We start from the raw sequence: 24,984 nt of genomic DNA, 5'->3' as shown, positions 1-24,984 counted from the left end.
GCGGTGGGGCAGGGCGAATGTCTTTGCAGGTCTACGCCAGTCAGCGCTGTTGTTGATCGCAGCAGCTGCCACCGTACCCGCTTGCGCGCAAGGCGCTGCGAAGGCGTCTTTGCCAGCCCCGCAGGTGGCGGTATTGCCGCTCCCCGGCGTGCTCGCTGGCCTGTGCGTACTGTTGCTGCTGGTCGTGCTGTGGCTGGCGATTCAGCTCAAGCAGCAGCGCGGGCAAGCACTACAACTGGCTGCCCAGGAACAGGCGCGATCGGATCAGCTGCACCAGCAGAACGGCCGACTGGAAGCGGCGTTGCTGGAGAAAGCCGAGCTCGAGCACAAACTGCGCGAGCAGGCCGACGCATTCGAGCGACTGGCCAATGAAGATGATCTCAGTGGCCTGCCCAACCGCCGCGCATTCGATGACGTGCTGGCGCGTGACATGGCGGCAGCACGTCGTACTGGGCGCTCGCTGAGCCTGGTGGTGCTGAGCATCGATCACCTCAAGCAGATCAATGCCGAGTGGTCGCGTGCAGTCGGCGATCTGGTGCTGTGCGAAGTAGGCGATCTGATGCGCCGCAGCCTGCGTGCCTCGGACATGCCGGCACGGCTGGGCAACAAGGAATTCGCCGTGCTGCTTGCCGACACCGCGCTGCCCGAGGCTGAGATTGCCTGCCAGCGCCTGCAGCGTCTGTTTGGCCAGTACGCCGAGTGGGGCGGTCATGAGGCCGGTGACATCAAGGTCAGTTTCAGCGCTGGCGTTGTGCAGCTGGGCGAAGACGATCAGGCGCCGGTGCTGTTCTACCAGCGTGCCAAGAACGCACTGGCCCAGGCGAAGAAGGAAGGCCGCGCAAGAACCTGCGCGGCCTGAGCACGCTGCAGCTCAGCGGCTGGGCGCGGTCGGCCAAGCGTTGACGATCTTGCAGAACAGGCGTGCGGTCTGCTCGGTGTCATACACCGCGCTGTGCGCCTCGCTCGCGTCCCATTCAAAACCAGCCGCCTGCACCGAGCGGGCGAGCACGGTCTGGCCATAGGCCACGCCGGCCAAGGTCACCGTGTCGAACACGCTGAAAGGATGGAACGGGTTGCGCTTGTGGCCGCTGCGGGCGACGGTGGCATTGACGAAATTCAGGTCGAAGTGCGCGTTGTGGCCGACCAGGATCGCGCGCTGGCAGTTGTACTTCTTCATCGCCGCACGCACCGGCGCGAACACGTGCTCCAAGGCATCGCGCTCGGGCTTGGCCAGGCGGAACGGGTGGTCGAGCACGATGCCGGTGACTTCCAGCGATTTGGGGTCGATTTCGGTGCCTTCGGCCGGAATCACATGCGCGCTGGCGGTCTGGCCCGGGTAGAGCAGGCCGTTCTCGTCCATCTCCACCGGCACGGCGGCGATCTCGAGCAGGGCATGGCGATTACAGTCAAAGCCGCCTGTTTCCACGTCCACCACCACCGGCAGGAAGCCACGGAAGCGTTGCGCCATCGGCGTGAAAGCAGGGCGGGGGACCGAGGGTTCAGCAAATTCGTTCATCGCAATAGGGTAGCAGAGCGGGTCAAGTGGCCGTGTCAGCAAGGGGCGGTAAGCGCTGTGGGGCACCCGTAGTGCCGAGCCATGCTCGGCAGCGGCTTTACCGGTAGAGCCTCAGTCGAGCATGGCTCGGCTCTACAAGGGCATTCCCGGTAATGCCGAAAGCCAACCCCTCCCCAAGCTTCACCTATGCCTTCGGCGCAAGGGAGGGGGCCAAGCTGCCCAGCAGACAGCCCTTGTCCCGCAATTGCTGCAGCATCGCTGCGCCTGTGCTGATGAAAGCCTCATCAGCTTCCGTACCCGCTTCAACGGCCAACTCCCACAGCTGCTCAAGCCCACTGAGATCGGGAAGCTGCTCCAGCCTTTCCAACAAGCGGTACAGCATCGGCGAAAGCTCGGAGAACACGATGGCGCTATCAGCCTCGCGGCGCGCCAGCAGCAAAGTCGGCTGTAGCGACGGCTCATCGGGCTGATAATCCAGACCAATCCTATGCACCGGCCACTGGTAAGCCAGCGCCCGACACCGGGGCGAACAGACCGGGCTGCCGGTCAGCAGGTCACCATCAGGATCATGCGCAGGCGCCGGCTCATCATTGATCTTCAGCGCCAGCTCGATCCATTCGTAATGCGCCAGTTCCAGCAACCAAGGTGCTTGCGGATCGGCGGATCGATTGTCCAGAAAGGCAATGAACTCCTGACCGATCTCCGGGAACAGCGGTGTATGCGCACGGTGCTCGCGACAGAAATCGCGCACCAGTTGTTCCCAGCGTGACTCACCCACCGTACGCGTGATAACCGGGAAATTGGCGGCCAGCAGACTCTGGATATTGTTGAAGTACAGCTCGCGATACACCTGCATGCGCGTGTCATCGATACCAGCGGGAGCAGGCTGTTGCAACGGATCACGCAGGTGTGCGGCAAAGCGCATCTGTAGTTCGCGCAGGGACTCAGCCATGAGCGGCCTGCTGCAATTGACGGATACGCGTCAGTTCTTCCAGCAACTCGGGCAATGGCGGGAAGTTGAAGTCGCGCTCGAGCAGGGTGGGGCGCACGCCATGCATGGCGTAGGTGTCGGCCAGCAAGGCCCAGACATCGCCCTTGACCGGCATGCCATGGGTGTCGATCTTCAGATCTTCGGCTTCGTCGTGATGACCGGCTACGTGGTAGCTGACAATGCGCTGCGAGGGCAGCCGTGCCAGAAATGCGCGGGCGTCGTAGCCGTGGTTAATGGCATTTACATAGACGTTGTTCACGTCCAGCAGCAGGTCGCAATCGGCCTCGTCGAGCACCGCGTTGATGAACTCGGCCTCGTCCATGTCCGCCGCAGGTACAGCGTAGTAGGAGGCATTTTCCACGGCGATGCGACGGCCCAGTATGTCCTGGGTCTGGCGGATGCGCGCGGCAACATGGTGCACGGCTTCGGTGGTGAACGGCAGCGGCAGCAGCTCGTAGAGATGGCCGTCATCCGTGCACCAGCTCAGGTGCTCGCTGTACAGCGCGACCTGGTGCTGGTCGAGGAAGCGCCGCGTGCGTGCAAGGAATTCCACATCCAGCGGGGCGGGGCCACCCAGCGACAGTGACAGCCCATGGCAGCTGAGCGGGTGGCGCTGGGACAGTGCAAAGAGGGCTTCGCCCAAACTGCCGCCGACATCGATCCAGTTATCCGGAGCGCATTCGAGAAAATCGAATGCGCCAGCCGGTGCAGCCGCCAAGGCGTCCAGCAGCGAGCGCCGCAAGCCCAGGCCAGCGCTGGCCTGGGCGGGCAAGCGCTGGCTTGTTGCGTTGGGATCAGTGCTTACCGCCACACTTGCCCTCACCGCACTTGCCTTCGGCCTTTGCTTTGTCCGATGTGGCAGCCGCTTCGCCTTCAGCCTTGGTAGCGTCGGTCTTTGGCTTGTCCTTGTCGGCGCCGCACTTGCCTTCGCCGCACTTGCCTTCGCCGCATTTGCCTTCGGCCTTCTGCTTGGCGGCAGCGTCGGCGTTCTGTTCGGTAGCGGTAGTGGCCTGCGCTTCAGCGGTTGGCGGGGTCTGGACGCTGGCGCCGAGCGCGTAGCCCTGGGCCAGGTCGGTCATGGCAAAGGCAGGTGCCGCCATGCCGCCGAGCAGGGCAGCGCCGAGGGCGAGGGAGGCGGGCTTGCGGATGTCGATGGCCATTGGAGTGTCTCCGGTAGTGGTAGGGCCGGGGGGAGGCTGGAGCTTAGCAAGCGCTCGGTGCCAACGGCGTCACCTTGCCATCGTTGGAATGACAACGGGCCCGCTTGGGGCCCGTGTCGATTCAGCTGGCGATGGCGATCAACGATGACCGCTGACGATATCGATGATGAGCCCGGTGGCGACCGCGATCAGTACATAGCGGTCATCGACCTTGCGCCATTCGTTGCCACGGCCGGGCTTGTGCAGGCCGTGCCGGTTGTAATCGGCGACGCGGTTGCCGCGCTGGTTCTGCGCCAGGCGCTCGCCCTTGCGTGGAGCATGGTGCGCGCTGTTGTTGGACGCATGGCGCGCTCCGTTATGCGCGGCCGGCGCAGGAGTGCTGTTGCCGTGGCGTTGGGTGTGCGGTACAGACGCATGGGCCGACTTGTCGTGACGGCTGTCGTCACGGTCACGATCCTGCGTGGGGCCGGCAAAGGCGGCACCGGAGGCCAGCAGGGACAGGCTCAGCAGGGTGGCAGCGATACGCTTCATGGCAATTCCTCAGTGCGCGGCGGGAGTGCTGCGGACGAGTCCATGCTCGGAAAATTTGCGTGAATGCGTGATTAAAAATGCCAGTCGCGGTGTATCGCTTTGTACCGGTCTGTATCGGCCCGCCGCGACGAGGTGCGGCGGGCCGATATGGACAGGTGGCGTTGTGGCCGCTGCGTGTGTGCGCAGCGGCTTTGCAAGAATCGATCAGGCGTGATCGATGGTGCTGGTTTCGTCGTGCTTCTCGCGCGGCGGCAGCGGTGCGTCGCCGTGTACCAGGAACCACACGTTCTCGGCGATGTTGGTGGCGTGGTCGCCGATGCGTTCCAGGTTCTTGGCCATGAACAGCAGGTGCGTACACGGGGTGATGTTGCGCGGGTCTTCCATCATGTAGGTCAGCAGCTCGCGGAACAGCGCGGTGTACTGTGCATCCAGGCGCGCATCGTCGGCACGCAGCTTCAGCGCGGCTTCGGCATCGTTGTCGCGATAGGCTTCCATCGCGCGGCGTACCTGCTGCGCGGCGAGCCGGCCCAGTGCGCGGACGCCCTGGATCTGCGGCAGCGGCGGCACCGCTGCCAAGGCGATAGAGCGCTTGGCGACGTTGGCGGCATAGTCACCGATGCGCTCGATGTCGGCGGGGATGCGCAGGCCAGCGAGGATCTCGCGCAGGTCACGGGCCATCGGCCCACGCAGGGCCAGGCGCATCACGTCGTGGCTGATCTGCTGCTCGAGCTGGTCGATGGCTTCGTCGTTGGCGACGATGCGCTGCGCGGCCTTCTCGTCGCGGCGCTCGATCACGTCCAGCGCGGCCTCGAGCTGCGCAACGGACATTTCGCCCATGCGCACGATCTCGGTTACCAGTCGCTGCTGTTCTTCGTCATAGCTCTTGACGATGTGGTCGTTGGGAAGATTCATGGAATGCTCGCTGGAGACGGTTCGGGTGGGACTGCATTCGTTCGGTAGCTGCGTTGCCATCCATGGCGTACATCTGGCTTCGGAGTGCGGCCCGGCCATCCTTGGCCAGGCGTCCAGCGGGCGGCGGACCCTTGCACGGTCCGCCTGCGCCAGCCTCAGCCGAAGCGACCGGTGATGTAATCCTCGGTCTGCTGCTTGGAGGGGTTGGAGAAGATGGTTTCGGTGCGGTCGTGTTCGATCAGGTCGCCCAGGTACATGAAGGCGGTGTAGTCGGACACGCGCGCGGCCTGCTGCATGTTGTGGGTGACGATGGCGATGGTGTAATCGTTCTTCAGCTCTTCGACCAGTTGCTCGATGCGGCTGGTGGAGATCGGGTCCAGCGCCGAGGTCGGCTCATCGAGCAGCAGCACGTCCGGGCGCAGCGCCACGGCGCGGGCGATGCACAGACGCTGCTGCTGGCCACCGGACAGGCCCAGCGCGCTCTGGTTGAGCTTGTCCTTCACTTCGTCCCACAGCGCGCCCTGGCGCAGCGCCTGCTCGACGCGCACGGCCATGTCGGCCTTGGACAGCTTCTCGTGGTGGCGGATGCCATAGGCGACGTTCTCGAAGATGGTCATCGGGAACGGCACCGGCTTCTGGAACACCATGCCCACCTTGGAACGCAGGCGGTTCATCGGGTACTTGGGCGAGAGGATGTTCTCGCCGTCCAGCAGCACTTCACCGCGCGCTTCCAGTTTGGGGTACAGCGCGTAGATGCGGTTGAAGATGCGCAGCAGGGTGGACTTGCCGCAGCCGGAGGGGCCGATCAGCGCGGTGACGCGCTTTTCCGGGATCTCCAGGTTGATGCTCTTCAGCGCGTGGAACTTGTCGTAGTAGAAGTCCAGGCCGCGTGCAGCCAGCTTGACCGGCGCAGGCGCGTGCAGCGACTGGTTGGCGGCGGGCACGGAGATGCGCTGCATCGGTACGGCGTTGCTGAGGTCGTTCATGGGAAGGTCCATGGCAGTCAATCGTTTAAGTTCAGTCGTTCGAGATGCGGTTGCGCAGCAGCAGGCCACGCGCGGAGAGGCTGACCAGCAGGACGAATACGGTCAGCACCAGGGCACCTGCCCAGGCCAGCACCTGCCAGGATTCGTAGGGGCTGCCGGCGAACTGGTTCATCACCACCGGTACCGATGCCATCGGCTGCATCACATTGCTGTTCCAGTACTGGTTGCCGAAGGCAGTGAACAGCAGCGGTGCGGTTTCGCCGGAGATGCGGGCCAAGGCCAGCAGGATGCCGGTGACGATGCCGGCCATGGCGCTGCGGTACAGCACCTGCATGATGACCTTCCACTGCGGCACGCCCAGTGCCAATGCGGCTTCGCGCATCTGCACCGGTACCAGACGCAGCATTTCGTCGGTGGTGCGGATCACCACCGGCAGCACGATGAAGGCCAGCGACAAGGCGCCTGCGAAGGCCGAGAACTGACCGCCGGTCTGCATCACATACAGCGTGTAGACGAACAGGCCCAGCACGATCGATGGCGCCGACAGCAGGATGTCGTTGACGAAGCGAACCACGGTGCCGGCCTTGCGGGCATTGCCGTACTCGGCCAGCCAGGTACCGGCGGCCACGCCCAGCGGCGTGCCGATGCCGATTGCCATCGCACACATCACCGCGCTGCCGAAGAAGGCGTTGAGCAGGCCGCCTTCCTGCATTGGCGGCGGTGTCATCTTGGTGAACAGGTTGATGTTGATGCCGGGCAGGCCCTTGGACAGCAGTGTCCACAGGATCCAACCGAGGAAGAACAGGCCGAACAAGGCGGTCGCGCAGCCCATGAACAGGGCAAGGAGATTGACGACGCGGCGGCGCAGGTACAGCGAATCAGCGGAAGCGGACATCAGTTGCCCTCCTTGCGGGACAGTCGCATCAGCATCAGGCGGGCCAGCGCCAGCACCACGAAGGTGACGATGAACAGTACGAAGCCGAGCAGCAGCAGCGCCGAGCGGTAGGTTTCAGTGGCTTCGCCGAAATCGTTGGCGATCAAAGCGGCGATGGTAGTACCCGGCTCAAGCAGCGAAGGAGTCAGACGCACGCTGTTGCCGATCACGAAGGCGACCGCCATTGTTTCGCCGAGCGCACGGCCGAGGCCAAGGAACACGCCGCCGATGACAGCAGAGCGGGTGTAAGGCAGCACGATGTCCCAGCTCACTTCCCACTTGGTCGAACCCAGCGCGTAGGCCGATTCCTTCAGGCGGGTGGGAACGGTGAGGAAGACTTCACGCATCACCGAGGAGATGAAGGGGATGACCATGATCGCCAGCACAAAGCCGGCGGTGAGCATGCCGATGCCCAGTGGTGGGCCGCGGAACAAGGCACCGATCACCGGCAGTGGGCCGATGTGATCATTGAGGAACGGGGTGACGTACTCGGTCATCACCGGCACCAGCACGAACAGGCCCCACATGCCGTAGATGATGGACGGAATGCCGGCCAGCAGCTCGATGGCGGTGCCGACCGGGCCACGTAGCCAGCGCGGTGCCACTTCGGTCAGGAAGAAGGCGATGCCGAAACTCACCGGCACCGCGATCAACATCGCGATCAGTGCGGTGACGATGGTGCCGTAGATCGGTGCCAGTGCACCGAACTTGTTCTCGACCGGATTCCACTCGGAGGAGTAGAAGAAGCTCAGGCCCTGCTCCTGCAGCGCGTGGCGGCCGCCCCAGAGCATGGACAGTGCGGCGCCGGCCAGGGCGACCAGGACGAAGACGACGGTGGCGACCAGGAACCAGCGGAAAAGACGCTCGTTGCGGGCGTCACGCAGGTCGCGCGAAGTGGGCGAAGAAGCTAGGGACGGTGCAATGGCATTCATGGCAGCGGCAGGGGCCCAGGAGGATGCGGTGGTGTTTCTGTTCCCGAGGTCGGGGAATTCAATTCTTCGAGGTCGTGACCCCCGCCTGCGCGGGGATGACGGTATGACAGAGGCGGGTGCACCTGCGATGCGCCCGCCTCACTACGTCACTTGAACTCGGCAGCCCAGTACGCTTCGATCTGGGTGACCAGCTCGGCCGGCAGCGGCACGTAGTGCAGCTCGTTGGCCTGGGCCTGGCCATTCTCGAAGGCCCATTTGAAGAACGCGCGGGTATCGGCGCTGCGCTTGGCATCCTTCGGCTGCTTGTGCATCAGCATGAAGTTGGTGGCAGTGATCGGCCATGCATTGGCGCCCGGTGCGTTGGTGATCACCAGGTTGAAGTCCTTGGCGTTGGCCCAGTCGGCGCTGGCAGCAGCGGCGGCAAAGGTCTCGGCGGTCGGCTGTACCCAGCTGCCAGCGGCGTTCTGCATCGAGGCATACGGCATGTTGTTCTGCAGTGCGTAGGCCAATTCGACGTAACCGACCGAGCCCTTGATCTGCTGCACGTAGGAGGCAACGCCTTCGTTGCCCTTGCCACCGACGCCGTCCGGCCACTGCACCGAGGTGCCTTCGCCAACCTTGTCCTTCCACTCGCCGCTGACCTTGGACAGGTAGTTGGAGAAGTTGAAGGTGGTGCCCGAACCGTCCGAACGGTGCACCAAGGTGATCTTGGTATCCGGCAGGGTCACGCCCGGGTTGGCATCGGCGATTGCCTTGTCGTTCCAGGTCTTGATCTTGCCCAGGAATATGTCAGCCAGCAGGGTGCCGCTCAGGCGCAGCTGGCCCGGCTGCAGGCCTTCCAGGTTGACCACCGGCACCACGCCGCCGATTGCCGACGGGAACTGGCCCAGGCCAGCCTGTGCCAGTTCTTCAGTGGAGAGCGGCTTGTCGGAGGAGCCGAAGTCGACCGTGCCGGCCTTGATCTGGGCGATACCGCCGCCCGAGCCGATCGACTGGTAATTGATCTTGGCGCCGGTGGCGGTGTTGTAGTCGGCCGACCATTTGGACACCAGCGGGAAGATGAACGATGCGCCGGCGCCGGAGATCTCGACGGCGACCTTGTCACCGGCGGCTGCCGCGGAGGCACCAGCAGCGTCGGGGCCGGAAGCGGCCTGGTTGCCCTTGTCACCACAGGCCGACAGGCCCAGGGCGATGGCCAGCGAAAGGGCGGCAAGACCGGTCGTGTGCAGCTTCATGCGTCACTCCATAGTGGGGTAATTGCCGACGGTGTCGGCGGATGCGGCTATGAAATGATGTTTTTGTTACAGCCTGATTACATCGTGAAAAAAATCTGAAAAAGCTCACAGAATCAATGGCAACGGCACGGAGCCTGCATGGTATTTGGCCGGATCCAAGGGGCCTTCCCCGGCAATCTCCGACCGTAGTGCCGAGCCATGCTCGGCAAGTGGCTTTCCCGGTAAAGCTTCAGCCGAGCATGGCTCGGCTCTACAAAGGGGGCGGTCCCGGCAGTGTCCGACTGTAGTGCCGAGCCATGCTCGGCAAGGGGCTTTACCGGTGGAGCCTCAGCCGAGCATGGCTCGGCTCTACTGGGCTTTCGGGATTTTGAGCTTCGCGGCTTACACCGCTCCCACAAAAGTCAAAAAAAAGCGCGGATCACGTGATCCGCGCTTGAGACGGCGAGGGAGAGGGACTCGCCGGCTCTTTACTCAGTAACGCAGGTTCTGCTGCCAGTAGGTTTCGATCTGGCGGACCAGCGGATCCGGCAGCGGCACGTAGTCGAGCTGACGGGCCTGCGCGTCACCGTTGGCGTAGATCCAGCGGAAGTACTCAACCGCGGCCTTGGCACCTGCAGCACTCTTCGGCTGCTTGCGCATCAGGATGAAGTTGGTGGCGGTGATCGGCCATGCCTGCTCACCCGGGGCGTTGGTCATCACCAGGTAGAAATCACGTGCGTTGGCCCAATCGGCGCTGGCGGCTGCGGCCGAGAAGGTCTCGTCACGCGGCTGCACGAAGTTGCCGGCGGCGTTCTTCATGCGCGAGAAGGTCAGGCGGTTCTGCAGGGCGTAGGAAAACTCGACATAACCGATCGAGCCACGGATCTGCTTGACGTAGGCGGCCACGCCTTCGTTGCCCTTGCCGCCGATACCGACCGGCCACTGGACGCTGGTGCCTTCACCGACGGTGGTTTTCCAGTCGGCGTTGACCTTGGACAGGAAGTTGACGAAGTTGAAGGTGGTGCCCGAGCCATCGGAACGGTGCACGACGGTAATCTTGGTGTCCGGCAGGGTCAGGCCGGTATTGAGCGCGGCGATGGCCGGGTCATTCCACTTGGTGATCTTGCCCAGGAAGATGTTGGCCAGGGTCGGGCCATCCAGCTTCATCGCACCGGCTTCCACGCCCGGCACGTTGAGTACCGGCACCACGCCGCCGATCACCGACGGGAACTGCACCAGGCCGGCCGAGGCGAGTTCTTCCGGCTTCAGCGGGGCATCGGACGAGCCGAAATCAACGGTATTGGCCTTGATCTGGGCAATACCGCCGCCCGAGCCGATCGACTGGTAGTTGACGCGGTTGCTGGTGGCGGCGCTGTAATCGGCCGACCACTTGGACATCACCGGGTAGATGAAGGAAGCGCCAGCGCCGGTAACATCGGCAGCATTGGCGGCGAACACGGACGACGCTGCAAGGATGGCTACAGCGGCGCGCGATTTGATGGCGTGGATCACGAATGGCTCCTGGGAGTTGATGTGCGGTGGTTTCCGCCCCGGCGCCTATTCCATAACCATTTGATGACAGCGCAGCGTCTGTCATATGACGCACATATGACAGTGACGCATGTGATCAGAATGCCGCTTCAACCTCGCTGGGCAGCGGGTAGCTGCGGCCCTTTGGTAGCAGCTTGAAGCTACGCACCGGCTGATCTTCGCGGGCTTCCACGCAGTCACCTTTGGTATCTTCGTGGTTCACGGTTGAACTGCCGCGTTCACGGATTGTCAGCATTGCCCAGCCTTGCGCCGGGGAGGGGCCAACTTCCAACGTGCGCTTTGTTTCATGGAATTCACCGGCGCAGCGGGTGTCCCACTCACCGCCGCTGCTGGACACCACGATCTGCCCGGTAATTGCTTCCAGTATGTTGCCGCTGAACACCAGCAGCTGCAGGCGGGTTTCGCTGAACGGGTTGGGCTGCGAGGAGTTGCTGCGTGAGCTGCGCACGCCGAACGCGCGCACGCCGGGCGAGAGGTTGTAACGCGCGGTATCCAGACCAACGCTGTCGACATGGATGGCATCGCTGCTCATCACGTCAGGCAGGCGGAGTGATGCGCGTGAGCGCAGGCTAGCGCTGTCAACCACCAGTACATCCAGGTCGCCCGACTGGGAGTCACCATTGGGTCCCTCCGGGCCCAGAAACGGCACCGCAATCAGCGTAAGTGAGGTATCGGCGGGCCATACCCGGCAGGCGCCGCGCTCGGCATCGATGGCCCAGCCAGGACGGTCGGGCAGTGCGTTGCCATCGCGTTGCTGGTAGGCCTGGGTGATGCGCGCAGCGGCGTCATCACCGCAGCCCTGGGCGAAGGCTGTGAAAGGCAGGGAAAACAGCAGTGCAAGCAAGCAGGTGCGCATGGATCCGTCCGGTTGGAGTGCCCCCGGAGTTGGTTGTGGGAGCTGCGTAAGCTGCGAAGCTTACACAGCTTCAGCAAGCGCAGCTGCGCCCGCCGTTGTAGGAGCGGCGTGAGCCGCGAAGCTGACAGACCTTCAGATTGCGGCAACTGCTTGCGCGCAAACCTTATCGGCTTCGCGGCTTACGCCGCTCCTACAAAATCACAATCGCCGAAACGACGAACGCCCCTTGCGGGGCGTTCGTGGTGTTGCATGCAGCCAATGCTTACCAGAAGAACTGCAGGCGCGCTTCGAGGATGTCCGGTTTGTCGCTGACGAACTTCTTGTCCTTGGCGACGTATTTGTTGCTGTCGACCATCACGTAGTTCAGCGAGGCCTTGAAGTTGGAGCGCCAGTACCAATTGGCGCCCACGGTCCAGATGTCCATCTTGCCGCCGAGCACGCCGTCCACCAGCGGGGTACCGCCGACCACGGCCGGCGCCTTCAGGCCGCCGTCGTTCAGATCGATATGGTCGAAGCGTGCGCCCAGCTGCCACATGCCACGGCCCGGCTCATCCGGCAGGCCCAGGCTCGGGGTGCCACCCTTGTAACCCCAGGTCTCACCGGTCACGTTCCACACGCCGCTGATGTAGTAACCGTCGGTGCTGTAGTTGTCGTGGTCGTAACGCTTGGCCTTGGAGCTGTAGTACTCGCCCTGGGCCTTGAACGGGCCGCGCACATACATGGCTTCGGCGCCGATGGTGCTCAGGCGGTCGGTGTCCTTCAGGTCGCCGCTGTCGACCAGGCGCACGGTGGCCAGATCGGCGTTCGGACGTGCGCGCAGGCGCAGCAGGTCGGCGTCGGTGTCGTAGTCGACGTAGCTCAGGCCCAGGTGCAGGATGTTGCCCTTCTCGTTGATCGGGGCGAAGGTGCCGCGCACGCCGTAGCCACTGCCGTGGGCCAGGTCACGAGTCAGCTCACGGCCGAAGGCCGACGCGGTGACCGACCAGTTGGCATCGCCAACGCCGTAGCCAACGCCGAGGCGGCGGGCAACTGCGTAGGTGTTGGTGACCGTGGCCTTGGAGATGAAGTCGTTGTTCTTGGTGCTGGACAGTTCTTCCAGGCTGTTCGGCTGCTTGTACTGGCCGGCCTGCAGGAAGTGGTTGCTGTTGCCGCCCAGCTTGTACTTGACGTTGGTGTCCAGGAACTTGTCAGCCTTGGCGTCATAACCGACCACCCACTCGATGTTGCCCGGGCCCTTGCCCTTCAGCACCAGCTCGGCGCGGCGCAGTTCGAACTCGCTGTCCTTGCCGTTCTTGGCAACGCCGTTCAAGTCGGCCTTGTCATTGCTGAACCAGTTGCCGTCAGCCTGGACCAGGCCTTCGAAGGTGATTTCGGAACCGCCAATAACGTCGATGGCGACTTCAGCGTGTGCAGCCGGCGCGAACAGTGCAGCAGCCACGGCCGCAGTGAGGAGTTGGCGATGCAGTTTCATTGGGTGGGTAGCCTTGCAGGCAGTTGGAGGTTGCTGCGAAGGCTAGGGCGTAAAGATTGCGTAAATGTGACAGTTCGGCGACCAGCTTTGGCCCCGGGACACAAGGGCCTGCGTATTTGGCCTATTGGCTGTTACGGGAAAGTGTCGTGCAGATGGCAACCGCCGACGCTCAGGCAGCATCAGCGGTCTTGTCCTTGAAGTGGCAGAGGTCGCGGATCACGCATTGCGGACAATCCGGCTTGCGCGCCTTGCAGACATAGCGCCCATGCAGGATCAGCCAGTGGTGCGCATCCTGCAGAAATTCTTCCGGAATCACCTTCATCAGGCCATCCTCGACCACCCGCACATCTTTGCCCGGGGCCAGCCCTGTGCGGTTGGAGACGCGGAAAATATGCGTGTCCACCGCCATCGTCGGTTGGCCAAAAGCAGTGTTGAGCACCACGTTGGCGGTCTTGCGGCCAACCCCAGGCAGGGCTTCCAGCGCGGCACGTTCGGCCGGTACTTGGCCGCCGTATTTTTCGACCAGGATCGCGCAGGCGGCAATCACGTTCTTGGCCTTGGCGTTGAACAGGCCGATGGTGGCGATGTAAGGCTTCAGTCCTTCTTCGCCCAAGGCAAGAATGGCTTGGGCGGTATTGGCCACCGGGAACAGCTTGCGGGTTGCCTTGTTGACGCCCACATCGGTGGCCTGTGCCGACAAGGTCACTGCCACCAGCAGCTCGAACGGCGTGCTGTATTCAAGCTCGGTGGTCGGATGCGGATTGAGCTCGCGCAGGCGGGTGAACATCTCCCGCACTTCGGCGGCAGTCATGCGCTTGCTGCCGCGGGCCGAACTGGTCTTCGGCGTTGCAGCTTTCTTTGCCGCCGCGGTTTTCACCGCGATTTTCTTTGCGCCGATTTTCTTCGCGGCTGCCGTGTTTACCGTCGTTTTCTTCACAGCTACTGACTTCATGTTGCGGAACTTCCTGCCGCCCGCGCCTTGGCCCGGGCCAGGATGGCCGCCGCCGCGGAGGGCAGGGCGGGCTTGCTGTCCGCTACCGGCGGCGGCGCGCGACGCGCCTGACGCTCGGCATCACGGCGTTCAAGCCGTGCGGCACGGGCACGATGGCGCTCACGTGCGGCCCAGGCGGCGTCCAGCTGCTGCTGTGCCTGCTGCAGTTGTTGCGGCAGGTCAGGGTGCGCAGGATCCAACAGCGTGTCGCCGGGCTGCGGTTGGTAGTCCATCAGCCCGGCGCGCAGTGCCGCATCCAGATCATCATCCAGTACGAACTGCAGCAGTTGGCGGGGTGTGGCGCTTGCTGTGGACATGGACAACTCAGCGATTCTTGAATTCCGGCTTGCGGCGTTCCAGGAAGGCGCTGGTGCCTTCGCGCATGTCATCGGTGGAGAACACCAGGCCGAACTGCGCGCTTTCGTATTCCAGTCCTTCCTCGATAGCGCACTCACCACCGACGTTGATCGCGTCGAGGATGCCGCGCAGGGCCAGTGGCGCGGCATTGGCCAGCTGCTCGGCCAGCTTGCTGGTCTCCGCTTCCAGCTCGGCGGCTGGCACCACGCGGTTGACCAGGCCCAGTTGCTGGGCGCGCTCGGCGCTGATCGGTGCACCGAGCAGGCAAAGTTCCAGCGCCGCCGCACGGCCAGCCAGGCGCAGCAGACGCTGGGTGCCGCCGAAACCCGGTACCAGACCCAGATTGATCTCCGGCTGGCCGACCTTGGCGCTGTCGGCGGCGATGCGCAGGTGGCAGGCCATGGCCAGCTCCATGCCGCCACCCAGTGCGAAACCGTTCACCATTGCGATGACCGGCTTGTTCAGGCGCTCGATACGGCGCATCAGGCGTTGCCCGACCAGCGAGAAATCGCGGCCCTGAACCGGGGTCAGCGTATTCATTTCGGCGATGTCCGCACCTGCAACGAAGGCTTTGCTGCCTGCGCCGGTCAGGATTACGACTCTTACGTCCTCGGCCAATGCCGCCTCGACAAAGGCGGCATCCAGCGTTTCCAGAGTCAGCCGGTTGAGTGCGTTGAGCTTTTCCGGACGCTGCACGGTGATGGTGCGGACGCCTGCATGGGTGCTGATCGAAACCGGTGACTCGGACATAGGGGGAAAAGCCTCGAAACGTTAAAAAAAAGTAATGAATTGAACTCTTTCAACCGAAGGCGGTCATAGGTGAGCGTCGTCAGTGGCGGACAGCCTTTGTGACGGCTATCCTAACCCGTCGCCTCAGGCGGCATGCTTGCCTTGAGACACCATTCCTGGAGAACTGTTTGATGAAGTTGCGTTCTATTGCGGTCGCCGTGGCCGCCCTGGCCGTCACCGGCACCGCTTTCGCCCAGGACATCGCGTCCGAGAAGGGCAAGCTGAGCTATTACTTCGGCTATGACTACGGTAACAACCTGGCCGAGCTCACTGGTCGTGGCGAGCAGCTGGACATCGCTTCGGTGGTGAAGGGCCTGCAGGATGCCTACGCCAAGAAGCAGCCGGCGATCACCGCCGATCAGCTGAAGCCGGCCGTTGAAGCATTCCAGCGTCGTGAGCAGGGCCGTGCCCAGGCTGCCAAGGCCGAATACGACAAGGCTGCTGCCGAAAACAAGACCCGCAGTGACCAGTTCATTGCCGCCAACAAGGCCAAGGCCGGCGTGCAGACCCTGGCCAGCGGCGTGCAGTACCGCGTGATCGAAGCCGGTGCCGGCGCCAAGCCGACCCAGGCCAGCACGGTTGCCCTGGAAGTTGCCGGTCCGTTCCCGTACGGCCAGCGCCCGACCGAAGCTCGTCCGGCACAGTCGATTCCGTCGATCAAGCTGAGCGAAGTCGAGATGGCCGCCATGCGTGAAACCCTGCTGCAGATGCCGTCGGGCGCCAAGTGGGAAGTGACCCTGCCGCCGGACAAGGCCTACGGTGCCGATCCGCGTACCCCGTTCCCGCCGAACGTGGCTGTGCAGTTCGAAATCAAGCTGGTCAGCGTCAAGTAATAGCGACCCAGTGATGCAATGGAAGCGCCGGTGGCAACACCGGCGCTTTCTTTTTGCCTGCAAGCGCATGCAGTGCCGAGCCACGCTCGGCAGGGGCTTTCCCGGTGACACCAGCAGTTGCGCTTCATCAACGATCAGCCCAGTGCAGGCGCGCAACTGGCCAAGGCCGCAGTAGCCGACCATCGCAGGCTGGGTTGTTGCAGGCCAGGTAACCGTCAGTGCCGTGCAAGAAAAGAAGAGCCGGCGCCATCAAGGCGTCGGCTCTTTGTTCACTATCCAGTGCTGTTTCTGGACGAGCTGCTGGTTTCGCTTGTAGAGCCTCCGCCGAGGATGGCTCGGCACTACAGGCAATCTCTGCTCGACTGGATTTACGGCGTAGTCACCTTGGCAGCGCATGTGCGGATGCCGGCCTGCTCAACCGTGCTGATCAGATTCACGGCTTTCAGCGAGGCGGCGGTGTCGTTCATGCAACGCAGGTAGAGCGCTCGGTTGCCGTTGGCTGTGGTGCGGCACAGGCGATCCTGTGCCTGCACATTGGCACCGGCGATCAAGCCCGGGTTCTTGAACAGTTTTACCCCCGTATCGCAGCTGCCGATGCGTGCAGTGCCGGCATTCAGTTCCCAGCCCTCATCGACAAACGCCGCCAAGGTGAGGTCGACCATGCGGCCGGCGTCGGTATTGGGGCTGTTGGCCGGCTCCATCAATGCATCGGGGATCAACACACTTTCAAAGTGTGAGAACGTCGAACCGCTGGCAACCACCGCTGGTGCGTACAGCAGCGGACGCCCACTGGCATCGGCGCCGGCATAACGTCCGGCAACTTCTCCCAATGCCGCAGTCAGCGCTGTGCCTGCCTGTGCCGCTGCCTTGATCAGATTGGCATCGGCGAGGTTGACGCTCAGGGTCGGGATGGTCGCATTGACGCTGGGGTCTTCCGCCATGCCTGGTGCGGTACCCGGATCACCGGAGCTGGCGACATTGCCGATGATTGCCGCGACTGCGCCTGCTGCCTGGGCGTTGGCTGCCTTGATCTCGAACGCGCATCCGCCGCGGTTGATATAGGCCACTTTGCCATTGAGGCTGCCGGCAGGAATTGCTTCGCAGGCATCAGCGGTGTCGGCACCGGTGCCATCGTTGGCAATGGCGACCGCGCCGGCGAAGTTGGCCGGTGTGGCCGGAGGGCCGAACGATGCGGTTCCAAAGAACTGCGTGACCACGCTGCTGCCGTTGACCGACAGCACGACGGCAGGGTCCAGCCACAGTGGTGTCTGTGCTCTGGTGGTTGTGCCATTCCAGGCTGGCGCACCACGGGTCTTGATCGATGTGGCGCGCAACGCGTTGGTCATGCTGGCTTCGGTGAAGCGTTTGCCGGACAGGTTGTCGTAGGCGTTCTCGGTGTAGACGTCCGAGTAGCCGTAGTACTGCGGAATACCGATGCGTTCGCCCAGTCGCCCGGTGGTGTAGCCGACGAAGCCGGAGAAGCCCAGGCCATGGCCGATTTCATGCATCACCACGTCGAGGAAGCTGACCCGGTTGTCGGGTGCCTTGCCGTCCAGCCCGTAATACCAGCCCGAACCGGTCATGCACGGCGTGCCGTCCGGATTGCTGCCGCCGAGATTGTTGTTGAAGCGACTGGTGATGTCGGTGCCGGCGCTGCTGATGGTGATGCGGCTGCCATTGAGGGCGTTGGCCAAGGGGGCGTGGTAGATCATGCCCAGTTCGGTCCCGGTCGGTGGCGTAGTTGCGATCCATGATGCGCCGGCCGAGCCCAAGGTGCCGCCGGTAGCGGTACAGGTCAGGTCCTGGAAACTGGCACCGACTAAGGTCTCCACATCGCTCTGCAGTACCGCCCCCCATAGGTCGGCGGCAAATTGATAGACGATGCGGCGTTGCTCACCCACCGTCTTGCCGGGATTACCGCCTTCCGGTGCACGCAGGGTGGGGTCGTTGAGTCCTTTGCCAGCAGGGTCCTGGTTGATTGGGGTGATGATGGCGGCGTGCGCAGGCGCGCTGAGCAGGCAAGTGCCAATGACGGCCGAAAGCAGCAAGGTCTTCATTCGGACACCTCCTGTTTGCCGTAGGAGAGCGGGTCGCCGTTCTCCAGGATCCGCACTTCGCCGGTGGCAGTGCGTTCGATGCTCAAGGAATTCAGCGCGGACAGTGGTAGGTCAGCCGTGCTCATGCCGTTGCTCTGCAGGCGGACGGTTTTGGCGGCATCGGTGCCGGTTTGCGGAATGCGTGCCCAGGCGGCATTGGTGCCGGCGGCGCTGCGGCTTGCCGAGGGCATTGCGTTGGCCCTGTCGGAAAGTGCTCGGATCTCGGTATCGGTGAGTTTGCGCAGCTTGCCGGTCTTGGCATCGATGCCGGCGACCATGCCGCTTTCGGTAGGGGTACTTGGGTTGCCGTCCGTTGGCGGCTCATGGGCCTGTACTGAAAGGCTGGCCGACAGTGCCAGCGCCGATAACAACAAGGAGGGTTTTGCCATTCTCATTTCCGAGCTCCGCTTACAGAGTGAAAAGCGATAAGGCTCCATCCATATGCGTGCGAGGCAGGTGTCCAACAGCCACGCTGATCGAACGCGCGTCACGCGCATTGGATGGTTCGTGTTCCCCCTGCCGGCAACTGGAGTGTGCCCGGAGATGAACCGCTGCTCAACCATAGTTTGATAGGGGTCACATAATGAATGGGCTTAAGCATTGTCTGGACTTGCTGAATTGGCTTGGGTGTTGTCCCTGGTTCGTCATCCGGACTGGGCAGATCCCTTGCCGACACGGGTGGATAACTGGTCCGGAAGTGCGCCTCGCGTTACGCTAGCGTGATGTCGGAATTGATGGATGCACCTGCTCGTGTCATCTCCAGCCCCTGTATTGGCATCTGCGCGCTTGATGAGCAGGGCTTCTGCCGTGGTTGCTGGCGCAATGGCGCCGAGATCGGTGCCTGGATGCGCATGAGCGAGGACGAGCGGCGGCGGGTGATGACACATGAGCTGCCAAGGCGCGCACGCCACGCGCAGGCGTTTGCCGAGCAACTGCGGGGCCTTGATCGGCTGCAGCAGGCCTTGATGCCACTGACTCAGACGCCAACAGGGCCGGGCTGGAACCGCTCGGAGCTGGAGGATCTATTGCCGCCCGGGCCGCCGGTGGAAGCGGCGGTATTGGCGGGCCTGGTGCCGCGCGCGCAGGGCACGCAGGTGATCTTGACCCGTCGTACCGAAGCGCTGCGCAACCATGGTGGGCAAGTCGGGTTTCCCGGTGGCCGCATCGAAACCCTCGATCGCAATCCGCTGGCGGCTGCGCTGCGCGAGAGCGACGAAGAAATCGCCTTGCCGCGCAACCAGGTATTGGCCCTGGGTTACCTGGACCCCTTCATCACCATCACTGGCTTCCGGGTGACGCCGGTGGTCGCGGTTGTGGACCCGGCGTTCATCGCACGTCCCGAACCCGGTGAAGTGGCCGAGGTGTTCGAGGTGCCACTGGATTACCTGATGGACCCGGCCAATCTGCGCCAGGTGGATATCGAGCATGGCGGGCGTATCCGTCATGTCATGGAGTACAGCTGGCCCGGGCAGCGCATCTGGGGCGCGACCGCAGCCATCCTTTACAACCTTCGTCGTCGTTTGGAGCAGGTGGCATGAGCCAGGTTGGCGTTTCGTGGACTACGCTGGTGGACGTAGCGGACCTGGCCGATGCCTTGGCGCAGCCCGAGTTGCGCGTGGTCGATGCCCGCGCCACCGCCAGCACCGCGGTGCGGGTGATGGATGCGCGTTATTCATTGGCGGACAAGCAGGCAGGTGCCGCTGGCTATGCGGCCGCACATATTCCCGGTGCGCTCCATGCGGATCTGGAGAAGGATCTGTCGGACATGCGCAAGCAGGGGCATGGCCGACACCCGTTGCCGGACAGTGACGTGTTTGCAGCGCGTCTGGGACACTGGAGTATTGCGCCCGATACCCAGGTGGTGGTCTACGATGCGGCCGATGGCAGCATGGCGGCGGCGCGCCTGTGGTGGCTGCTGCGTCTGATCGGCCATCGCAAGGTCGCCGTGCTTGATGGCGGTCTGGCCGCTTGGCAGGCGGCAGGGCACGCGGCTGATGCGGCCCCGGTTGTGGTGGCTGCATTGCCAGCCTATCCCGGCCAGTTCGACATGACCCAGGTTGTCAGTGTCGATGAGGTGCAGTCGCGCTTGGCGCAGACGCCAGCATGGTTGCTGGACGCGCGTGCAGGTGAACGCTACCGCGGCGAAGTCGAGCCCCTGGACCGCGTAGCGGGGCATGTACCCGGCGCGCTGAACCGACCGTTCGGCATGAATCTGCGTGATGGTCGTTTCCGTCCGGCGCAGGAACTGCGTGCCGAGTTGGAGCCGCTGTTGTCCGGGCAGGCGCCGGCGCAGGTGGCGGTGATGTGTGGTTCGGGTGTCACCGCCTGTCATCTGGCCTTGGCGTTTGCACATGCGGGTTTGCCTGGGCTGCGTGTATTCAGTGATTCCTGGAGTGGTTGGTCCAGCGATGCAGGCCGGCCAGTCGCCACACGTTGAGTGATCAGTACGCCGCGAGTGGGCGCGGTGCCGATGGGTATGAATGCTTCGGGGGAAGCGTGCGTTCATTGAAATGGCTAGGCGTGGTGCTGGTGATGGTGGTTCTTGGTGCATGCAATGCGCCAGGCAACGGCTTGTCCGGCGATGCGGCGCGTCAGTATCTGCGCGAGGTTGAACAGTGGCGGACGCAGCGTCTGGCGCAACTGCGCGCGCCCGAGGGTTGGCTCAGCTATACCGGCTCGGGGCGGCTCAAGGCCGGTGCTTACCGGGTGGGCAGTGCCGAGGCCAATGATGTGGTGTTGCCCAGTGGCCCCGCAGATCTCGGTTTCCTGCAGGTGGACCGAGACGGTGAGGCCATCTTCACCGCAGGTAGTCGCGCGGGTGCCCGGATCAACGGTCAGCCGTTGGAGCGGGCGATTCTTGTCCCCGGTGTGGCCCATATGAACGAGGCCAGCCGCGTTCAAGTGGGTGATTCGGAGTTCTATCTGGTGCGCACCGGCAGCATCCTGGGGTGGCGTTATCGCGACCCGCAATCGCCGCGACGGCTGGAGTTCACCGCTATCGAACACTTCCCGGTCGACCCGAAATGGAACATCAGGGCGCAATGGCGGCCGTTTCCGGGGCCCAAACAGGCGGTGTTGTTGACCTCGATCGGCACCCCCTTGCCGGCCGTCGTGCCGGGCGAGGCCGTGTTTGAGGTCAATGGACGCAGCTACACGCTGCAGCCGGTGTTGGATGAAGCCGCACCGCCATCACGCCGCTTGTTCTTCCTGCTATCAGACCGCACCAGCGGCCGCGAAACCTATGGTGGTGCCCGTTACATATACGCGGCCATGCCCACCGACGGCGTGGTGCAGCTGGATTTCAATCGCGCCGAGAACCCGCCCTGCGCGTTCACTCCGCACGTGGTGTGCCCCATCGCGCCGGCCATCAATCGCCTGGATCTTGCGGTGACGGCAGGTGAGAAGTTCCAGTACCTGCCGCAGTAAGCGGCGGTTGGGGAGTTGCTCAGTCCGGCAACTGCTGCAGATCAATCGCGCGCAGCACCAACTCCCAGGGGAACATCGGGCCCGGATCGAGCTTGCGCTGCACGTTGAGGCTGGGGTTGTCGCTGGCCGGTTCCAGGGCTGTGTCCAACTGCTCATGGCCGGCGATGTAACGCAGTGACGGCACCGCCTGCGGCAGCCATTCCAGCAGGCGTACCAGCGCAGCGATCTGCGCTTCGGGGTAGGGCTCGGTCATGGCCTGGTTGTTGGAGTCGAACCAGTTCGGCCAGCGGCCACGGTTGACCAGCTCGATGCCGATCGAACGCGGGTTGATGCCGCGCACGTGGTGGGCGACTCGGTCCAGTGCGATGTATTGCTGGATGCTGCCGTCGCGGTCGATGTAGTAGTGACCGCTGTTGCCGCTGCCGTTGTCGTAGAGCGCACGTTCGCCGTATTCGCGCGCTGTGGCCAGGTCCGGCAACTCGGTGCAGTGGATCACCACCAGGTCGATATCGGCGAGCTTGCGCTGCGCCAACTGGTGTTCGTAGGTCAGCGGCTTGGCAATGATGGGGGGCGGCAGGTGCATGCGTGGATGCTAGCATTCACGCATGAATTCCCCCATGACTTGCCGCCAGCCATGAGCCGCGGCCACTGCATTCTGTCGCACGGCTTCGAGAGTGGCCCGGATGCCACCAAGGTCACCGCGCTTGCCGACGTTGCCGAACGCCTGGGCTGGAGCCATGAACGCCCGGACTACACCGATCTGGATGCCAGAAGCGAGATCAGCCGGGTCGGCGATGTACCGGCACGGCTGCAGCGGCTGATCGAGCGGGCGGCTGAAAAGGCCGCACAGGGCCCGCTGGTGCTGGCCGGGTCGAGCCTGGGCGCCTATATCTCCGCGATCACCTCGCTGCAGGTGCCGGTGGCCGGGCTGTTCCTGATGGTGCCGCCGACCACGATGGGGCCGATGCCGGCGCTGGACGCCGCCGCGGTGCCGATCAGCGTGGTCCATGCCTGGAACGACGAGCTGATCCCGGCTGCCGATGTCATCGCGTGGGCCGCCGAGCGCAAAGCGCGGCTGCTGCTGGTCAATGACGGCCACCGCCTGATGCGCCATGTGGATGCCTCCTGCCAGGCCTTTGAGGCCTTGCTGCGCGGTTTGTGAACGCGGCCGTCGGCTGAATCCGACGGCGCGGCGGGCAACTGCCTACAATAGAGCCCCTGGATGCCCCGGGGCCGGCCAATGTGCCTGTCCGTCTGGCTGGCCTGATTCCCTTTCTGAAAGTTGATATCTCCCGTGAATTTCTTTGTTTCCTGCGCCAAGGGCCTTGAATACCTGCTCGCCGACGAACTGCTGGCGATGGGCCTGCCGCGGGCGACCGCCACCGTTTCCGGCGTCAATGCCGAGGGCGAACTGCGCGATGCGCAGCGCGTGGTGCTGTGGTCGCGGCTGGCCAGCCGGGTGCTGTGGCCGCTGCAGGAATTCGAGTGCCCGGATGAGAACTCGCTGTATCAAGGCGTGGCGGCAATGCCATGGGACCAGCACATCACCCCGGAACTGACCTTGTCGGTGGACGCACACGTGTCCGGCACCGCGATCACCCATGCGCGCTTTGCCGCGCAGCGGGTCAAGGATGGCGTGGTCGACAGCCTGCGCGAGCAAGGCATGGAGCGGCCGTCGGTGAACGTGGAATTCCCGGACGTGCGCATCAACCTGTCGCTGCGCAAGGGCAGGGCGACGATCTCGATCGACCTCGGCGGAGGTCCTATGCACCGCCGTGGCTGGCGCATGGCGCAGAACGACGCGCCGCTGAAGGAAAACCTGGCCGCGGCCGTGCTGCTGCGCGCCAACTGGCCGAAGATCCACGCCGAAGGCGGTGGTCTGCTCGACCCGATGTGCGGCAGCGGCACCTTGCTGATCGAAGGCGCCCTGATGGCTGCCGACGTCGCGCCGGGCCTGCAGCGCCACGGCAGCATCCCACCAAGCCGCTGGCGCGGTTTCGACCAGACGCAGTGGAAGGAGCTGATGGCCGAAGCCCGCGAGCGTGAGCAGGTTGGCCGGGCTGCACTCAAGCAGGTCATCCACGGCAGCGATATCGATCCGCAGGCCATCCGTGCGGCCAAGGAAAATGCCGAAGTGGCCGGCGTCAGCGAGGCGATCTGGTTCGGCGTGCGTGACGTGGCCGATGTGCAGGTGCCGCCACAGGAGACCGGCTGCGTGGTCTGCAACCCGCCCTACGACGAGCGTTTGGCTGCCGACACCGTGCTTTATCGCCGTATCGGCGACGCACTCAAGCGCGCGGTGCCGACCTGGCGTGCAAGCCTGCTGTGCGGCAGCGCCGATCTGGCCTTTGCCACCGGCCTGCGCGCGAGCAAGAAGTACCAGATGTTCAATGGTGCCATCGAGTGCGCGCTGATCGTCTGTGATCCGATTGCGGTGCCTGAGCGCGAGAACGCCGGCCAGCCGCGCGAGCTCAGCGAAGGTGCGCAGATGGTGGCCAACCGCCTGCGCAAGAACCTCAAGAAATTCAAAAACTGGTTGAACCGCGAGGGCATCACCTGCTTCCGTGCCTACGACGCCGATCTGCCGGAATACGCTGCAGCCATCGACGTCTACCGTGAAGACGGTGGCAAGAACCGCACCTTCCTGCATGTGCAGGAATACGCCGCGCCGGCGACCATTCCGGACGTGGATGTGCGCCGCCGCCGCAACGAACTGCTCGCTGCGGCCCGTGAGGTGTTCCAGGTGCCGGCCGAGCAGGTCGCGCTGAAGTCGCGCGAGCGCGGCAAGGGCGGCAGCAAGTACGGCCGCTTCGAACAGCGCGGTGAGTTCATCCTGGTGCGCGAGAACAACGCGCTGCTGCGTGTGAATCTGTTCGATTACCTGGACACCGGCCTGTTCCTCGACCACCGCCCGCTGCGCACGCATATGGCGCAGGAAGCACGCGGCAAGCGCTTCCTCAACCTGTTCTGCTACACCGGCGTGGCCAGCGTCGAAGCCGCGGTTGCGGGTGCGTCCTCGACCACCAGCGTCGATCTGTCGGGAACCTACCTGCAGTGGTGTGCCGACAACCTCGCGCTCAACGGCAAGGGCGGCAGCCAGCACACCCTGGTGCAGGCCGATGCGGTGACCTGGCTGGAAGCGGAGAAGAACCGTTACGACGTGATCTTCTGCGATCCGCCGACGTTCTCGAACTCCGCACGCGCCGAAGACTTCGACATCCAGCGCGAGCACGTGCGCCTGCTACGTGCGGCGATGGATCGTTTGACCTCCGACGGCGTGCTGTATTTCTCCAACAACTTCCGTCGCTTCAAGCTGGACGAGAACGCGGTTGCCGAGTTCGCCATCTGCCGCGAGATCTCCGCACAGACCATCGGCCCGGATTTCGAGCGCAACGCCCGCATCCACCGCGCCTGAGAACCTGTCTCTTATACACATCT

The 24,984-nt window shown here is 63.8% G+C and carries 26 protein-coding genes; 7 read left to right on the top strand and 19 right to left on the bottom strand.

From position 1 onward, the window contains the following. Positions 1-109 precede the first annotated feature (109 nt). Entirely contained in the window at positions 110-859 is a 750-nt protein-coding gene (locus tag ACVOLS_RS09375; protein ID WP_481545423.1) for a GGDEF domain-containing protein, read from the top strand. 12 nt (positions 860-871) lie between these two features. Here the strand turns inward: ACVOLS_RS09375 and rnt are convergent, their stop codons facing one another. The 16 genes from rnt to ACVOLS_RS09295 form a co-directional block, all read right to left on the bottom strand. Beyond that, positions 872-1,516: a ribonuclease T gene (gene rnt / locus ACVOLS_RS09370; RefSeq protein ID WP_481545422.1), complete on the bottom strand. Its 645-nt coding sequence runs from the start codon at positions 1,514-1,516 to the stop codon at positions 872-874. Between the two features lie 184 nt (positions 1,517-1,700). Next, positions 1,701-2,468 carry an HvfC family RiPP maturation protein gene (locus ACVOLS_RS09365; protein WP_481545421.1) on the bottom strand — a complete coding sequence of 256 codons (768 nt, stop codon included), beginning with the start codon at positions 2,466-2,468 and terminating at the stop codon, positions 1,701-1,703. Beyond that, positions 2,461-3,279 (bottom strand): HvfB family MNIO-type RiPP peptide maturase, encoded by an 819-nt coding sequence (locus ACVOLS_RS09360; RefSeq protein WP_481545420.1) that lies wholly within the window; start codon positions 3,277-3,279, stop codon positions 2,461-2,463. Before ACVOLS_RS09360 ends, ACVOLS_RS09365 begins: the two co-directional genes overlap by 8 nt. A gap of 22 nt (positions 3,280-3,301) precedes the next feature. Further along, positions 3,302-3,667 (bottom strand): HvfA family oxazolone/thioamide-modified RiPP metallophore, encoded by a 366-nt coding sequence (locus tag ACVOLS_RS09355; RefSeq protein ID WP_481545419.1) that lies wholly within the window; start codon positions 3,665-3,667, stop codon positions 3,302-3,304. Positions 3,668-3,805: 138 nt separating this feature from the next. Continuing rightward, positions 3,806-4,198, bottom strand: a complete 393-nt coding sequence (locus ACVOLS_RS09350; RefSeq protein ID WP_481545418.1) for an RcnB family protein — start codon at positions 4,196-4,198, stop codon at positions 3,806-3,808. Between the two features lie 204 nt (positions 4,199-4,402). Continuing rightward, positions 4,403-5,110: a phosphate signaling complex protein PhoU gene (gene phoU, locus ACVOLS_RS09345; protein ID WP_481545417.1), complete on the bottom strand. Its 708-nt coding sequence runs from the start codon at positions 5,108-5,110 to the stop codon at positions 4,403-4,405. A gap of 155 nt (positions 5,111-5,265) precedes the next feature. Continuing rightward, positions 5,266-6,096 carry a phosphate ABC transporter ATP-binding protein PstB gene (pstB, locus tag ACVOLS_RS09340; RefSeq protein WP_481545416.1) on the bottom strand — a complete coding sequence of 277 codons (831 nt, stop codon included), beginning with the start codon at positions 6,094-6,096 and terminating at the stop codon, positions 5,266-5,268. 31 nt (positions 6,097-6,127) lie between these two features. Continuing rightward, positions 6,128-6,991: a phosphate ABC transporter permease PstA gene (pstA, locus tag ACVOLS_RS09335; protein ID WP_481537657.1), complete on the bottom strand. Its 864-nt coding sequence runs from the start codon at positions 6,989-6,991 to the stop codon at positions 6,128-6,130. Next, positions 6,991-7,962, bottom strand: a complete 972-nt coding sequence (gene pstC / locus ACVOLS_RS09330; protein ID WP_481545415.1) for a phosphate ABC transporter permease subunit PstC — start codon at positions 7,960-7,962, stop codon at positions 6,991-6,993. The genes pstA and pstC overlap by 1 nt, the downstream gene beginning before the upstream one ends. A 146-nt stretch (positions 7,963-8,108) precedes the next feature. Beyond that, positions 8,109-9,197, bottom strand: a complete 1,089-nt coding sequence (gene pstS / locus ACVOLS_RS09325; protein ID WP_481545414.1) for a phosphate ABC transporter substrate-binding protein PstS — start codon at positions 9,195-9,197, stop codon at positions 8,109-8,111. A gap of 471 nt (positions 9,198-9,668) precedes the next feature. Further along, on the bottom strand, positions 9,669-10,688 hold the full coding sequence (gene pstS, locus ACVOLS_RS09320; protein WP_481545413.1) for a phosphate ABC transporter substrate-binding protein PstS: 1,020 nt from the start codon (positions 10,686-10,688) through the stop codon (positions 9,669-9,671). Positions 10,689-10,803: 115 nt separating this feature from the next. Next, on the bottom strand, positions 10,804-11,583 hold the full coding sequence (locus ACVOLS_RS09315) for a PA3715 family protein (RefSeq protein ID WP_481545412.1): 780 nt from the start codon (positions 11,581-11,583) through the stop codon (positions 10,804-10,806). Positions 11,584-11,845: 262 nt separating this feature from the next. Then, positions 11,846-13,054 carry an OprO/OprP family phosphate-selective porin gene (locus ACVOLS_RS09310; RefSeq protein ID WP_481508974.1) on the bottom strand — a complete coding sequence of 403 codons (1,209 nt, stop codon included), beginning with the start codon at positions 13,052-13,054 and terminating at the stop codon, positions 11,846-11,848. A gap of 169 nt (positions 13,055-13,223) precedes the next feature. Next, positions 13,224-13,865, bottom strand: coding sequence for an endonuclease III (gene nth / locus ACVOLS_RS09305; protein ID WP_481545467.1), 642 nt, complete (start codon positions 13,863-13,865; stop codon positions 13,224-13,226). Positions 13,866-14,002: 137 nt separating this feature from the next. Next, complete coding sequence (locus tag ACVOLS_RS09300; protein ID WP_481545411.1) at positions 14,003-14,362, bottom strand: hypothetical protein; 360 nt, start codon at positions 14,360-14,362, stop codon at positions 14,003-14,005. 7 nt (positions 14,363-14,369) lie between these two features. Beyond that, entirely contained in the window at positions 14,370-15,152 is a 783-nt protein-coding gene (locus ACVOLS_RS09295) for an enoyl-CoA hydratase/isomerase family protein (protein ID WP_481545410.1), read from the bottom strand. 170 nt (positions 15,153-15,322) lie between these two features. Here ACVOLS_RS09295 and ACVOLS_RS09290 point away from each other — a divergent pair, with 170 nt between their 5' ends. After that, on the top strand, positions 15,323-16,024 hold the full coding sequence (locus ACVOLS_RS09290) for an FKBP-type peptidyl-prolyl cis-trans isomerase N-terminal domain-containing protein (RefSeq protein WP_481545409.1): 702 nt from the start codon (positions 15,323-15,325) through the stop codon (positions 16,022-16,024). Between the two features lie 368 nt (positions 16,025-16,392). Here the strand turns inward: ACVOLS_RS09290 and ACVOLS_RS09285 are convergent, their stop codons facing one another. Both ACVOLS_RS09285 and ACVOLS_RS09280 read right to left on the bottom strand, forming a co-directional pair. Continuing rightward, on the bottom strand, positions 16,393-18,081 hold the full coding sequence (locus ACVOLS_RS09285; protein ID WP_481545408.1) for a PA domain-containing protein: 1,689 nt from the start codon (positions 18,079-18,081) through the stop codon (positions 16,393-16,395). Then, the gene (locus tag ACVOLS_RS09280) at positions 18,078-18,509 is read right to left on the bottom strand and encodes a post-PEP-CTERM-1 domain-containing protein (protein WP_481545407.1); all 432 of its coding nucleotides are present in this window, start codon (positions 18,507-18,509) and stop codon (positions 18,078-18,080) included. Before ACVOLS_RS09280 ends, ACVOLS_RS09285 begins: the two co-directional genes overlap by 4 nt. Before the next feature lie 345 nt (positions 18,510-18,854). Between ACVOLS_RS09280 and ACVOLS_RS09275 the strand changes: the two genes are divergently transcribed. Genes ACVOLS_RS09275 through ACVOLS_RS09265 form a run of 3 tightly spaced genes read left to right on the top strand, consistent with a single transcriptional unit; the run spans position 18,855 to position 21,546 of the window. Further along, a complete protein-coding gene (locus ACVOLS_RS09275) occupies positions 18,855-19,658 on the top strand; it encodes a CoA pyrophosphatase (RefSeq protein WP_481545466.1) in 804 nt (267 codons plus the stop codon). Continuing rightward, positions 19,655-20,557 carry a sulfurtransferase gene (locus ACVOLS_RS09270; protein WP_481545406.1) on the top strand — a complete coding sequence of 301 codons (903 nt, stop codon included), beginning with the start codon at positions 19,655-19,657 and terminating at the stop codon, positions 20,555-20,557. Before ACVOLS_RS09275 ends, ACVOLS_RS09270 begins: the two co-directional genes overlap by 4 nt. 59 nt (positions 20,558-20,616) lie before the next feature. Further along, entirely contained in the window at positions 20,617-21,546 is a 930-nt protein-coding gene (locus ACVOLS_RS09265; RefSeq protein ID WP_481545405.1) for a DUF1684 domain-containing protein, read from the top strand. Positions 21,547-21,565: 19 nt separating this feature from the next. Here ACVOLS_RS09265 and ACVOLS_RS09260 read toward each other — a convergent pair whose 3' ends face one another. After that, entirely contained in the window at positions 21,566-22,129 is a 564-nt protein-coding gene (locus tag ACVOLS_RS09260; RefSeq protein WP_481545404.1) for an N-acetylmuramoyl-L-alanine amidase, read from the bottom strand. A gap of 51 nt (positions 22,130-22,180) precedes the next feature. Here ACVOLS_RS09260 and ACVOLS_RS09255 point away from each other — a divergent pair, with 51 nt between their 5' ends. After that, the gene (locus ACVOLS_RS09255) at positions 22,181-22,708 is read left to right on the top strand and encodes a hypothetical protein (protein ID WP_481545403.1); all 528 of its coding nucleotides are present in this window, start codon (positions 22,181-22,183) and stop codon (positions 22,706-22,708) included. Between the two features lie 132 nt (positions 22,709-22,840). Next, positions 22,841-24,961, top strand: a complete 2,121-nt coding sequence (gene rlmKL, locus ACVOLS_RS09250) for a bifunctional 23S rRNA (guanine(2069)-N(7))-methyltransferase RlmK/23S rRNA (guanine(2445)-N(2))-methyltransferase RlmL (protein ID WP_481545402.1) — start codon at positions 22,841-22,843, stop codon at positions 24,959-24,961. Positions 24,962-24,984: the final 23 nt, after the last annotated feature.

This window comes from Stenotrophomonas sp. STEN038 (genome assembly GCF_056759895.1).
The sequence above is the reverse complement of the archived record's forward strand: the minus strand, read 5'-3'. Positions and strand labels throughout refer to the sequence as shown.